Source organism: Bartonella sp. TS82HLJMH (genome assembly GCF_042193495.1).
GTDB lineage: Bacteria > Pseudomonadota > Alphaproteobacteria > Rhizobiales > Rhizobiaceae > Bartonella > Bartonella grahamii.
This window is the reverse complement of the sequence record NZ_JBHILU010000001.1, coordinates 212,182-225,369: the sequence shown is the minus strand read 5'-3', so window position 1 is coordinate 225,369 and position 13,188 is coordinate 212,182. Positions and strand designations below refer to the sequence as shown.

The 13,188-nt window shown below is 37.2% G+C and carries 14 protein-coding genes; 7 read left to right on the top strand and 7 right to left on the bottom strand.

What is annotated here, in order from left to right; all coding sequences use genetic code 11:
- Nucleotides 1-8: 8 nt before the first annotated feature.
- From sucD to ACFIKO_RS00805, 5 genes are all read right to left on the bottom strand, one after another.
- On the bottom strand, nucleotides 9-911 hold the full coding sequence (gene sucD / locus ACFIKO_RS00825) for a succinate--CoA ligase subunit alpha (RefSeq protein ID WP_375615683.1): 903 nt from the start codon (nucleotides 909-911) through the stop codon (nucleotides 9-11).
- A gap of 3 nt (nucleotides 912-914) precedes the next feature.
- Nucleotides 915-2,111, bottom strand: coding sequence for an ADP-forming succinate--CoA ligase subunit beta (gene sucC, locus ACFIKO_RS00820; RefSeq protein WP_375619175.1), 1,197 nt, complete (start codon nucleotides 2,109-2,111; stop codon nucleotides 915-917).
- 90 nt (nucleotides 2,112-2,201) lie between these two features.
- Nucleotides 2,202-3,164 carry a malate dehydrogenase gene (mdh, locus tag ACFIKO_RS00815; RefSeq protein ID WP_375619176.1) on the bottom strand — a complete coding sequence of 321 codons (963 nt, stop codon included), beginning with the start codon at nucleotides 3,162-3,164 and terminating at the stop codon, nucleotides 2,202-2,204.
- A 288-nt stretch (nucleotides 3,165-3,452) separates the two neighbouring features.
- Entirely contained in the window at nucleotides 3,453-4,652 is a 1,200-nt protein-coding gene (gene zapE, locus ACFIKO_RS00810) for a cell division protein ZapE (RefSeq protein WP_375619177.1), read from the bottom strand.
- A gap of 97 nt (nucleotides 4,653-4,749) precedes the next feature.
- Nucleotides 4,750-5,295, bottom strand: a complete 546-nt coding sequence (locus ACFIKO_RS00805) for an AprI/Inh family metalloprotease inhibitor (protein WP_273787556.1) — start codon at nucleotides 5,293-5,295, stop codon at nucleotides 4,750-4,752.
- A gap of 225 nt (nucleotides 5,296-5,520) precedes the next feature.
- Between ACFIKO_RS00805 and dapF the strand changes: the two genes are divergently transcribed.
- The 7 genes from dapF to ACFIKO_RS00770 all read left to right on the top strand — a co-directional run bounded on the left by dapF (nucleotide 5,521) and on the right by ACFIKO_RS00770 (nucleotide 11,347).
- The gene (dapF, locus tag ACFIKO_RS00800; RefSeq protein WP_375619178.1) at nucleotides 5,521-6,372 is read left to right on the top strand and encodes a diaminopimelate epimerase; all 852 of its coding nucleotides are present in this window, start codon (nucleotides 5,521-5,523) and stop codon (nucleotides 6,370-6,372) included.
- On the top strand, nucleotides 6,372-7,655 hold the full coding sequence (gene mtaB / locus ACFIKO_RS00795) for a tRNA (N(6)-L-threonylcarbamoyladenosine(37)-C(2))-methylthiotransferase MtaB (protein WP_375673067.1): 1,284 nt from the start codon (nucleotides 6,372-6,374) through the stop codon (nucleotides 7,653-7,655). The genes dapF and mtaB overlap by 1 nt, the downstream gene beginning before the upstream one ends.
- Nucleotides 7,656-7,669: 14 nt before the next feature.
- The gene (gene ftsY / locus ACFIKO_RS00790; RefSeq protein ID WP_375619179.1) at nucleotides 7,670-8,923 is read left to right on the top strand and encodes a signal recognition particle-docking protein FtsY; all 1,254 of its coding nucleotides are present in this window, start codon (nucleotides 7,670-7,672) and stop codon (nucleotides 8,921-8,923) included.
- The gene (locus tag ACFIKO_RS00785; protein ID WP_375673066.1) at nucleotides 8,920-9,606 is read left to right on the top strand and encodes a septation protein A; all 687 of its coding nucleotides are present in this window, start codon (nucleotides 8,920-8,922) and stop codon (nucleotides 9,604-9,606) included. Before ftsY ends, ACFIKO_RS00785 begins: the two co-directional genes overlap by 4 nt.
- Nucleotides 9,607-9,668: 62 nt before the next feature.
- Nucleotides 9,669-10,430 (top strand): hydroxyacylglutathione hydrolase, encoded by a 762-nt coding sequence (gene gloB / locus ACFIKO_RS00780; RefSeq protein ID WP_375673065.1) that lies wholly within the window; start codon nucleotides 9,669-9,671, stop codon nucleotides 10,428-10,430.
- Nucleotides 10,431-10,432: 2 nt separating this feature from the next.
- Entirely contained in the window at nucleotides 10,433-10,915 is a 483-nt protein-coding gene (locus ACFIKO_RS00775) for a hypothetical protein (protein ID WP_375619182.1), read from the top strand.
- A gap of 126 nt (nucleotides 10,916-11,041) precedes the next feature.
- Nucleotides 11,042-11,347, top strand: coding sequence for a hypothetical protein (locus ACFIKO_RS00770; protein WP_375619183.1), 306 nt, complete (start codon nucleotides 11,042-11,044; stop codon nucleotides 11,345-11,347).
- A 102-nt stretch (nucleotides 11,348-11,449) separates the two neighbouring features.
- Here the strand turns inward: ACFIKO_RS00770 and ACFIKO_RS00765 are convergent, their stop codons facing one another.
- Both ACFIKO_RS00765 and ACFIKO_RS00760 read right to left on the bottom strand, forming a co-directional pair.
- On the bottom strand, nucleotides 11,450-12,355 hold the full coding sequence (locus ACFIKO_RS00765) for a ParB/RepB/Spo0J family partition protein (protein ID WP_375619184.1): 906 nt from the start codon (nucleotides 12,353-12,355) through the stop codon (nucleotides 11,450-11,452).
- A 32-nt stretch (nucleotides 12,356-12,387) separates the two neighbouring features.
- Nucleotides 12,388-13,185, bottom strand: coding sequence for a ParA family protein (locus tag ACFIKO_RS00760; RefSeq protein WP_375619185.1), 798 nt, complete (start codon nucleotides 13,183-13,185; stop codon nucleotides 12,388-12,390).
- Nucleotides 13,186-13,188: the final 3 nt, after the last annotated feature.

Below are 13,188 nucleotides of genomic sequence, written 5' to 3'. Positions count from 1 at the left end.
ATTTTCTTTTAGCCTTTCAAAACTGACATCAAAGTCTTACCTATCTGTGATGGTGAAGGAGACACTCGAATCCCTGCTGATTCCATTGCCGCAATTTTATCTTCTGCTCCACCTTTACCACCAGAAATAACAGCACCAGCATGCCCCATTGTACGTCCTGGAGGAGCTGTACGGCCAGCAATAAAGCCAACAACTGGTTTTTTACGACCTTTTCTTGCTTCATCTTGCAGAAACTGTGCTGCTTCTTCTTCAGCAGAACCACCAATCTCCCCAATCATAACAATAGACTGAGTTTCATCATCTGCTAAAAACATTTCCAACACATCAATAAATTCAGTGCCCTTAACAGGGTCGCCACCAATCCCTATCGCAGTTGTTTGCCCGAGACCTTCCTGACTCGTTTGAAAAACGGCTTCATAAGTTAAAGTTCCCGACCTCGAGACAACCCCAACAGAACCTTTTCTAAAAATAGAACCAGGCATAATACCAATTTTACATTCATTTGGTGTAAGAATACCGGGACAATTAGGACCAATAAGACGAGACTTTGAGTTTTCTAATCGCGCCTTCACTTTAACCATATCCATAACGGGAATACCTTCCGTAATACAGATAATTAAACGAACTTCAGCTTCAATAGCCTCTATAATAGCTGCCGCAGCCCCTGCAGGAGGAACATAAATAACAGAAGCATCTGCGCCTGTTTTTTCCTTTGCTTCTGCAACATTAGCAAAAATAGGAAGAGTTTCACCTTTTGAACCTTCCCATGTTTCTCCACCCTTTTTAGGATTAACACCCCCAACCATTTGCGTACCATGATAAGCAAGCGCCTGTTCTGTATGAAATGTTCCTGTTTTTCCTGTAAGCCCTTGAACTAGAACTTTTGTCTCTTTATTCACAAGAATCGACATAGCTTAAGCTCCCTTCACGGCTGCAACAATTTTTTGGGCAGCATCATCTAAATCATCAGCAGGAATAACATTCAAACCACTTTCATTGATAATTGCTTTACCCTGCTCAACATTAGTGCCTTCAAGACGAACAACCAAGGGAACCTTTAAACCAACCTCACGAACAGCAGCAACCACACCTTCAGCAATGACATCACAACGCATAATACCACCAAAAATGTTAACCAAAATGCCCTTAACATTTGGATCGGCCGTAATAATTTTAAAAGCAGCTGTCACCTTTTCTTTTGACGCTCCACCACCAACGTCAAGAAAATTTGCAGGTTCAGCTCCATAGAGTTTGATAATATCCATTGTTGCCATAGCAAGACCCGCACCATTAACCATGCAACCAATCGTACCCTCAAGAGCAACATAAGCAAGATCATGCTTTGATGCTTCAATTTCTTTTGGATCCTCTTCTGAAAGATCGCGTAATTCTAAAATATCTGGATGACGAAATAGAGCATTATTATCAAAAGAAACTTTTGCATCAAGAACACGCAAGTGACCATCTTTCATCACAATAAGCGGGTTGATTTCTAAAAGGCTCATATCTTTTTCACAAAATGCCTTATAGAGAATTGGAAAAAGCTTTTCACCATCTTCTCGCCCACTACTTTGTAGTTTCAACGCATCACAAAGTCTTGCACAATCAACCGAAGTAACACCCTCTACAGCATCAATGGGAAGCGTGAATATTTTTTCTGGTGTCTCTTCAGCAACCGTTTCAATATCCATTCCACCTTCTGTTGAAACAACAAAAGCAATTCGACCAACGCTACGATCAACCAAAAGTGAAAGATAAAGCTCCCTTTCAATATCAGCACCATCCTCAATGTAAAGACGATTGACCTGCTTACCCTCTGGACCCGTTTGTTTGGTTACCAAAGTTTTACCAAGCATTTCTTGAACATTTGCAATAACTTCTTCAACAGATTTTGCAAGCCGAACACCACCCTTTGCATCAGGACCAAGTTCTTTAAACTTACCCTTACCACGACCACCAGCGTGTATCTGACTTTTAACCACATAGAGAGGTCCGGGCAATTTTTCCGCCCATTTTTCAGCTTGCTCAACAGAATAAACAGCAACACCATTTGCAATTGGTGCTCCATATTCATGAAGCAGACGTTTGGCCTGATACTCATGGATATTCATGCATTTGTCCTTTTCTTTTATGGATCATTATTAATCCTAAAGTTTTAATATTCTAAATACTTAGTTTTAATGAATTAAATCTTGTTCAATTTACTTGAGACTAGGCACAAGAGCAATACAAGCTTCACAAAGCTTTTTAACTGCATTTACTGAATGATCAAAAGCATCTCTTTCTTCTTTATCAAAATCAATTTCAATGACTCGTTCAACACCACCTGCACCAATTACAACAGGAACACCAACGTAGGTATCATTAACCCCATATTCTCCTGAAAGATAAGCTGCAACAGGCACAACACGCTTAGTATCCTTTAAATAGGCCTCAGCCATAGAAACAGCAGAAGCTGCTGGTGCATAATAAGCAGAACCTGTTTTTAACAAACCAACAATTTCTGCACCGCCATCACGGGTGCGCTGGATAATTTGATCAATTCTTTCCTGTGTTGTCCAGCCCATCTTTACAAGATCAGGCAAAGAAATACCACCAACCGTTGAATAACGCACGAGAGGAACCATTGAATCACCGTGCCCACCTAAAACAAATGCCGTCACATCTTTAACAGAGACCTTAAATTCCTCAGATAAGAAATGACGAAAACGTGCTGAATCAAGAACACCAGCCATACCAACCACTTTATGTGTAGGGAGACCTGAAAATTTCTGCAATGCCCACACCATCGCATCAAGGGGATTGGTAATACAAATAACAAATGCTGAAGGCGCGTATTTTTTAATTCCAGCTCCAACTTGTTCCATCACCTTTAAATTAATTCCCAAAAGATCATCTCGGCTCATACCAGGTTTTCGCGCAACGCCTGCTGTTACAATAACAACATCAGCGCCTTCAATTGCCTCATAAGCATTAGCACCTTTTAGACTGATATCAAAACCGTCAACGGGAGAAGATTCGGCGATATCTAGAGCCTTACCTTGTGGCACACCTTCCGCAATATCAAATAAAACAACATCACCAAGTTCTTTAAGCCCAATAATATGTGCTAAAGTACCACCAATCATACCTGAACCAATGAGAGCTATTTTTTTTCGTGCCATTTTATTTTTTCCTAACTTTTAGATAATTCAGCGCACACCCATCAGCGTCCGTATACTGAATATTTTTGACTTCAACCATATTCAAACAATATCATAAAAAGGAGTAAAGAAATGAAATTTACAAATTTTTCTCCTTACAGAAACAACAACCCTCCGCTGAAACAACTATTAGAAAATTATCACGATGTATCGATAAAGTGAATTTTAAAAAAATACAACAGAATTATTACATTTCTTTAATTTCAAAGAGTTATTGTTTTTACAGTTTACGTAAAGGTAAAAGTATAATCAATGCTTCTTCTTCAAAAGAAAATGTTCTTCCCAAAGTTTTAAATAATCGTGGCTTTGCATTTCAAAAAGACGTGACTGTGTTCTTTGAAATTCAAATGTTTCCGTAATCTGCGCATGCCCTTTATACAAATCCCCCACCTCTGCCGCAGCCGACATAAATAACCGTATGTGGCGCTCATAAAGAATATCAATAAGCAAAATAAACCGTTTTGTTTCATTGCGACATGTATCATCCATGACCGGTACATTATCAATAAAAATCGTATGATAACGCTCCCCTAATACCAAATACTCAGCCGCTGCCAAAGGCTTTGCACATAAATCTCTATAATCAAAGCGTGCACATCCTGCACCAACACGCGGAATAGGAATAAGGCGCCCTTTTATAGAAAGCTCATCAGATATCTCCTTTTGTCCTTGCAATACAAGTGCCCATGCTTGATCCATGCATTCATCTGCTTTTTTCCCTAAAGGTGCTACATACACAGGCTGTAGATTTGATTTTTCAAGACGATAATCTGTTTTTGCATCAAGATTAACAACACGAACATATGCTTTCAAAACTTGAATAAAAGGCAAAAAGAGTTCACGATTTAAACCGTTATAATAAAGGTTATCCGGCGCCACATTTGAAGTCGCAATAAAAAAAATTCCTTTATCAAACAAAGCAGAAATAAGCCGCCCCAATACCATAGCATCAGCAATATCTGTTACACTAAACTCATCAAAACAAAGTACCTTTGCTTCTCGTGCAAGATCTTCAGCAACAGCTAAAATAGGATTATCTTGTTTAAACTTTTCACCCCCAGATGCTTGACGATAAAAATTAATACGCTCATGCACATCAGTCATAAAATCATTAAAATGAGCACGCTTTTTATGACCTTTAGGCAAACAAGAAAAGAACAAATCCATCAGCATGGTTTTGCCCCGTCCTACTTCACCAAAAACATACAATCCCTGAAAAGAGCCTTTTTCATCCCCTTTTTTTACAACACAAGAGATATTTTGTTTTTTCCTCTTAAATATTCTATTAAAGAAAGAGCAAAATATCCAAGTCCAAGGACGAGAGATGTTTTGTTCCGCAATTTTTTTTAATAAATGATCAAAATATTCTGTTATAGCTAATTGAGCGGGATCAAAACAAACCTCCCCTTTAGAGACAAGCTCTTTATAACGTGTTGAAACGAGAATCATCCAAATAACCTTTTCAAACCGTTCTCAATGAAAAATACAAATACTTTTCACAAATCTGCCCGTCTAGCTTAGTTTTTCATAAACGATCAAAAATGATTTAACGACTTAAAACAACGGGATGATCATCAAGTGTACGTCCCTCAAAACGATCAACATTTGAAGAGTAGAGAGCAAGGATAACACGTCCAGAGTTATTATAAAAATATAATCTTTTTCCTTTAACAGCCCACGATCTCACTTGGGAAGCAATTCCTGGACAGTGTAAAGGACCAGCACGGTACCCTTGTCCAAACTTTGTTTGCGGCGTTGCGATCCGGCAAACTTTACCCCCTATAGAAAGATTCCATACACCAGCAACACTTGCAGGAAATAAATCAGTAGCATTACTTGGCAATTCGAGACTAGCCATTCGTCCATCACTCTGAGAATCTCCTTTTTCATACATCGAAGCGTTTGCTGCCTCAGATATCGACGAAGAAGTAGATGACAGATCAGACACTTCCAATGTTGTCATTTGTTGAGATGGATAAAAAACTTCTAATGCGTTACTACCGTCATTACTGTCAAACCGTGTTGTTGAACATCCCCCTAAAAGCATTACAGTTGATAGTGCAACGAAAAACGAAATTTTTGAAAACGACATATCTGTACTCTCTCCCACGACAATAAATAAGTTCACAAAAAAATTAAGTGAATATTTGTTATAGTTACAAAGATAAATTAACAAATTAAAAAAAACAGGTTAAAATCACTTATTTTAAACGAAATAATTTATGTACCCAATTTTATATTTATTAAACACTAGAAATTTATAAGATTTTCAGTCATATATCTCTTTATAAGTAATTATTAGAAATAGAGAAGTTTCATGAAAACGCCATTTAGCAAAATGGACGGTCTTGGAAATCAAATTATTGTTGTTGATATGCGTGAAAGCACTCATGCTCTTACACCACAAGCAATCCTCGCTTTGTCGGCAGATCCCGAAATGCATTTTGATCAAATCATGGCTATCCACACACCAACCCAGAAAAAAGCCGACTTCCGCATCGAAATATGGAATGCCGACGGATCAATGGCTAAAGCTTGTGGCAATGGTACCCGCTGTGTCGTTGCATGGCTTAAAGATCATAATTTTGGTGAAAAATTTTGTTTAGAAACTCCCGCTAGAATTATTGAAGGAAAATATCAAACCGATAATCTCATTTCTGTCGATATGGGATGCCCAAATTTCAATGCAAAAGAGATGCCTGTTTCACGTGAAATAGTTGATACCAATCACGTAGAAATTACGACTGGTCCACTAAAAGATGCTTGTCTCATATCCATTGGCAATCTCCATGCTATCTTTTTTGTTGAAAATGATATTCAACATATTCCATTAGAAAAATATGGGCCAAAACTTGAACATGATCCTCTATTTCCCGAACAGTGCAATATTTCCATTGCTTGCATAACGTCAAAGAAAAGTCTAAATTTACGGACATGGGAGCGAGGAGCAGGATTAACACAAGCATGTGGGAGTGCTGCCTGTGCAAGTGCAGTGGCTGCTTATCGTCGTGGTCTTACACAACGCCATATTGATGTAAACTTACCAAAGGGAACACTTAATATTTTTTACCGAGAAGACGATCACGTTATTATGACAGGACCAATAAAATATCAATTTAGTGGTTTTTTAAGCCCTTTAACAGGGTGCTACAAAAAGGATCACTCCTGATGGCAATAGAAATTGTAACTTTTGGTTGTCGACTTAATAGCTACGAATCGGAAATCATTCGCAAAGAAAGTACTTCTTCAGGGCTAGATCAGCTTAAAGATGGTGCTATTATCTTTAATACCTGTGCTGTCACTGCCGAAGCCGTCCGACAAGCAAAACAAGCTATCCGCAAAGCACGACGTGAAAATCCTCACGCACGTATCATTGTAACAGGGTGTGCAGCCCAAACAGAAGCACAAAATTTTGCCTCAATGACAGAAGTGGATCTCGTTTTAGGAAACGAAGATAAACTTCACGCCCATTCTTATCGTCAACTTCCTGATTTTGGTATTAACCATTCCGAAAAGGTGCGTATCAATGACATTATGGAAGTACAAAAAATTGCTCCACATATGGTCAGTGCAATACAAGAGCGCACTCGCGCTTTTGTACAGGTACAAAATGGATGTGATCATCGCTGTACATTTTGCATTATTCCTTATGGACGAGGACCATCTCGCTCAGTTCCCATGGGGGCTGTCATAGAACAAATTAAAAAACTGATAGGTGAGGGTATCCAAGAAGTGGTCCTTACAGGTGTTGACCTTACAAGTTATGGCCACGATCTTCCTGGAAAAGCTACTCTAGGAAAATTAACTTCAGCAATTTTGCATCATGTCCCTGACTTAGCGCGATTACGCCTCTCATCTATTGACTCTATTGAAGTAGACGAAGAACTCATCAATCTTTTAGCTTATGAAACAAGGATCATGCCCCATTTGCATTTATCTTTGCAAGCAGGTGATAATATGATTTTAAAACGGATGAAACGGCGACACTTACGCGAACATGCCATTCAATTTTGCCAAGAATTGCGTGCCAAACGTCCTACAATGGTTTATGGTGCCGACTTAATTGCTGGTTTTCCTACAGAAACAGAAGAGATGTTTCAAAACAGTCTTGTTTTAATCAAAGATTGTAATTTAACCCATCTCCATGTCTTCCCCTTTAGTCCAAGAGAAGGAACACCTGCCGCACGTATGCCACAAATCAACCGTAAAATAGTTAAGATGCGTGCTGAAAAATTACGTAAAGCAGGTGAGGAGGCTTACCAAAAGCATCTTGCTCATTTGCAAAACAGTCTACAAACAGTTCTCATTGAAAAAGATGAAATCGGACGAACAGAAGATTATACTCTTGTACAAGTTAAAGGTGCAAAAGTAGGAACAATTGTTCAAGCCCTTATCGTTGATCATGATGGCGATAAATTGATTGCTGTCCTTCCAAAATTAAACGCTGCTTGAGCAGGAAAATTCTTATGACGAAATCTTTTATAAAAAAAATATTCTCTTTTAATAAATCTCAAGAGCAGGAAATGGAACAACAGATTTCTATTCCTGATAAAAGCGATATAATGGAAGAAAATAAAGACAAAAATGAAAGGACAAAAAATAACCAAATCTCTATAGACACAGAAAAAGAAGAACAAACAAAAAATCGAGAGTCAACACTTACAAAATATGATGAAAAATCTCCATTTCTAGAATCCCATTCTGATAAAATTCCTCTTTCTGGTAAAATTATTGTCACAGACGACATCCGTGAAAAAAAGAATGAAGAAATTTTATCTGAACCTTTTGTTGAACAAAAAAAGATAGCGTGGTTTGGGCGCCTTAAAAAAAGTCTATCTCTTTCTTCACAACGCCTGAGCGGATCAATTGGCGACCTCTTTGTTAAAAGAAAACTTGATGAAGATACATTGCAAGAGCTCGAAGATATCCTTATCCAAGCTGATCTTGGAGTAGAAACGGCGACACGCATCACAAATACTTTAGCTTCCAGTCGTTACGGAAAAGATCTTTCCCCAGACGATATTCATACTATTGTAGCTGATGAGGTCAAAAAAGTTCTGGAACCTGTTGCAATTCCATTAGAACTTGATCTCAGCTATAAACCTCATGTTATTTTGCTGGTAGGTGTAAATGGAACTGGAAAAACGACAACAATAGGAAAACTTGCAGCAAAATTAACAGCAGGGGGATTAAAAGTTATGCTTGCAGCTGGTGATACTTTCCGAGCCGCAGCTATTGAGCAATTGCATATTTGGGGTAAACGTACTGATTCTCCTGTTATTTCGACAAAATTGGGTGCAGATGCCGCCAGCTTAGCCTTTGATGCTTATGAAAAAGCAAAAAAAGCAAACAGCGATGTATTAATTATTGATACAGCAGGGCGTTTACAAAATAAATCTGAATTGATGGATGAGTTGGCAAAAATTATTCGTGTTTTAAAAAAACACACTCCCCAAGCACCCCATACAATCCTTCAAACGCTTGATGCAACTACCGGACAAAATGCACTCAACCAAGTGGAAATTTTCCGTGATATTGCTGGTGTTAATGGTTTAGTCATGACAAAGCTGGATGGGACCGCACGAGGAGGAATTCTTGTCGCTATAGCAGCAAAATATAAATTACCCGTTTATTTTATCGGTATAGGAGAAAATATTGAAGACCTTCAACCTTTTTCTGCTTCTGACTTTGCCGAAACTATCGCAGGAAAACATACATGAAACAGCCTTTATCTAACTCTAATTCACACAATAATTCTGAAAAAAATATAAATAACAATAAGAAAATCCCTCTCTCACCAACCATAAAATTTTTCTTGGAAATGGGGCCGTTAGTCGTCTTTTTTCTGGCCAATTATAAGGGCGAATGGTTGATAAAAAACATTGGATTTTTTCAAAATTTTAGTAAACCTATTTTCCCTGCAACAGCTATTTTTATGATAGCGATTATTATTTCTCTAAGCTTATCATGGATTCTTGCACGAAAAATTCCCATAATGCCTCTTATTTCAGGGATATTTGTTCTCGTCTTTGGATTTTTAACTCTTTGGCTTCATAATGATACTTTTATCAAAATGAAGCCGACAATCATTAACATTTTATTTGCTATTATTCTATTTGGTGGCATGTTTTTTAAAAAACCACTTTTACGTTATGCTCTTGATTCTACTTTAAAAATTGATGATTTAGGATGGAAAAAACTTACCTATCGCTGGGCATTATTTTTCGTTTTTCTTGCTCTTTTAAATGAAGTTGTTTGGCGTAATTTTAGCGACAATTTTTGGACCAGCTTTAAAGTATTTGGTGTTATGCCCCTAACGGTCCTCTTCATGCTTACCCAAATGCCCCTTATCCTTAAGCACTCGCAAAGACTTTTAACAGAAGAGGATAAATCTGATTCTTAAAAAAATTCACCGCTATATATTATTCTATAGATTCATCACCAAACACTGTTCAGGAGAAAAATATGTTGATTGAACAGTTTATTTGTCGAAAAAATAACTTTGGTGTACTCATTCATGATGAAAAAAGTGACCTCACAGCCGCAATTGATGCACCTGAAAGCAAAGCGATTCATAGGGTCCTCAAACGCCATAATTGGACACTTCAGACTATTTTTGTGACTCACCATCATCAGGATCACGTAGAAGCGCTAGCGGAGTTAAAGCAAGTTTACAAAACCTTGGTTGTTGGACCAGAAACAGAAAAAGAAAAGATTCGTTATCTTGACCAAACACTTCAACCCGATGAAAGCTTTTTCTTTGGAACACATCCGCTTTTAGCGCTTTCAACACCTGGTCATACTTTAGGCGCATTATCTTACTATTTTCCCGAAGAGAATTTACTCTTTGCTGGAGATACACTTTTCTCACTCGGCTGTGGACGTCTTTTCGAAGGAACACCGGCTCAAATGCTGAACTCTTTAAAAAAACTTCGTCAGCTTCCCGATGAAACACTCCTTTATTGTGGTCATGAATATACCAAGAGCAACGCTCTTTTTGCATTGACACTTGATCCACATAATCAAAAACTTCATAAAAGAGTAGAAGATGTTTTTTTATTACGCGCAAAAAACGCTATGACTTTACCTGTAACCTTAGGAGAAGAAAAAGCTATCAATCCTTTCCTTCGCTGGGATGATAGTACGTTACGAAGAAACCTTGCAATGGAAAAAGAAACAGACGAAGAAGTCTTTTCTGAAATCCGAAGAAGAAAGGATGAATTTTAACCATGTTTAAGCTTGTCTTGCGTTTGTTTTTCCTTTTTATTTTTGTAACATATGCTCAAGTAACAATGGCAAAAAAAACAGGCAATCAATTTGATTTCCCATATATCATTGCAAATTACTCCTTAACAGAAGATTTTCTTTCAAAAATAGAAGAAATTGGAAAAGAATGTGATAAAGACTTACTACCATCTCAAAAACCATATAATACTAAATATGACAATAGTATTGAAGGATTGATAGCTTCTATTTCGGCTAAACCAAAACTAAAGGATCTTTTAAGAAAACATAATCTTTCACCTAAAGAGTTTGTTATTGGTCTTACAGCACTTCAAGTAACATTAATAATACTTACCGATGGTATTGAGAATTTAAAAAAAGAAGGCTTTTCTTTTGATAAAAAAAATACTGTAGTTTCAGATAATTTGGAGTTTGGTAAAAAACATACCTATAGAATACTTAAAGTTCTTAGCAGCAGTTGTAAATAGAATCTGTGTTATTTTGAACAATTAATTAATTTTTCAGACGAAGAAGAAAGGATGAATTTTAGCCATGTTTAAACTTGTCTTGCGTTTATTTCTCTTTTTCTTTTTATAACATATATTCAAATAACAATGGCAAAGGGAACAGATAATCAATTTGTTTTGTCACCTAGAAGCAATCAAAATATCGTTGCAAATTATCCTTTAACAGAAGATTTCCTCTCAAAAAGAGAACAACTAAAAAGAGAAATTGAAGACTTACTTCCAGAGCCAGGGGCATCCAATACCAGAAATGATAACAGTATTGAAGGACTCACTGCCTCTATTTCGGCTATACTAAAACTAATGGATCTTTTAAGAAAACATAATCTCTCACCTAAAGATCAGGTTATCGGTCTCATAGCTCTTCAAGCAACTTTAGCTAATAATAGCCTTTGAAGATAAAAATTTTTCTTCAATGAAAAAAATACTATATCTTTAGATAATTTAAAGTTCGGTCAAAAATATATCAATAGAATTCATACTATTTTAGACAATTAATTAATTTTGCAAACGCCGGCAAATATCATCCAATTGTTCTAGTGAAGAGTAGCGTATTTTTAAATCACCACCTTTTTTGCCATGCCGAATAGTCACTTTCATTCCGATCACGTCTGCAAGTAATTTTTCTAAAGATTTTGTTTCTGTATCTTTCTCAACAACAGTTCGTTTTTTTACTTTTGGATTTGCCTGTTCATACGCAAGTATTTCCGTTTGGCGCACAGAAAGCCCTTCGCGAATAATTTTTTCGGCTAAATCCTGTGGATTCTCAACAGTGATAAGACAGCGTGCATGACCAGCGGAGAGCTGCCCATCGGTTAAGAATTGTTGTACTTTTGGTGGAAGTTTTAACAAACGAAGCGTATTAGCAACATGACTGCGACTTTTTCCAATAACTTGCGCTAAATCTGCCTGCGTATATCCATGTTCATTCAACAAAATTTCATATCCCATTGCTTCTTCGATAGGATTAAGATCGGCACGTTGAACATTTTCAATAATTGCTAATTCCAAAGCCGTTTTATCATCTACATCGCGAACAATAACCGGTAATTTATTTAAATTAGCTAGCTGTGCAGCACGCCAACGCCGTTCGCCAGCAATTAATTCAAACCGATGAGGATGATCACGTGATGGTCTTACAATAACAGGTTGAACAACACCGTGCTGGCGAATTGATTGTGCTAAATTATCAAGTTCTGAATCGGTAAAATGGCGTCGCGGATTATGTGGATTGCACGAAATAGATTCAAGTGGAACAAATCGTTCAGAAACAGGAGAAACTGTATTGGACTCTGTAAATTTTTCAGTATTTGATGAACGTGTAAGATCGCTGTTTAAACTAATATCCCCAATTAATGCCGCTAATCCACGACCCAGTCTTTTTTTTGATTGATCATCATTCATAATTTTGCTCTTTAAATTTTTAGTTGATTTCTTTAAGCAGCAGCACGTGCTTGTTTTTCACGTTGAATCATTTCTGATGCTAGACGCAAATAAGCTTGGCTCCCAGCACATTTGAGATCATAAAGCAATACAGGTTTGCCAAAAGAGGGTGCTTCTGATACCCTTACATTTCGTGGAATAACAGTACGATAAACCTTATCTCCCATAAAAGAACGTACATCTTCAACAACTTGATTTGAAAGATTATTACGTCCATCATACATTGTTAGAACTATACCTTGAATTTCTAAAGATGGATTAAGTACGGATCGCACTTGTTTTACTGTTTCAAGTAACTGACTTAAACCTTCAAGTGCTAAAAATTCACACTGCATAGGCACTAAAACAGAATCCGCAGCCCCCATAGCATTAAGTGTTAAAAGATTAAGGGAGGGAGGACAATCAATTAAAATATAATTGAATTTTTTTTCCATTTCCGGATCATCATAGAGAGCTTTACGTAAGCGTTGTATGCGATCTTGTGATGAAGAAATTTCCATTTCCACACCCAAAAGATCAAGTGTAGAGGGAACTATATAAAGATTTGGTACTGCTGTTTTTAAAGCTGCTTGTGTAATTGAGATTCCCGAAACCAAAACATCATAAGAAGATAAAGGACGGTTATTACGATCAATCCCTAAACCTGTACTAGCATTACCTTGTGGATCAACATCCATAATAAGGACATTTTCACCAATAGCCGCTAAAGCTGTTGCAAGATTAATTGCTGTGGTTGTTTTTCCGACTCCACCCTTTTGGTTTGCAATAGCGATAATTCGTGTTTCGCTCATTTT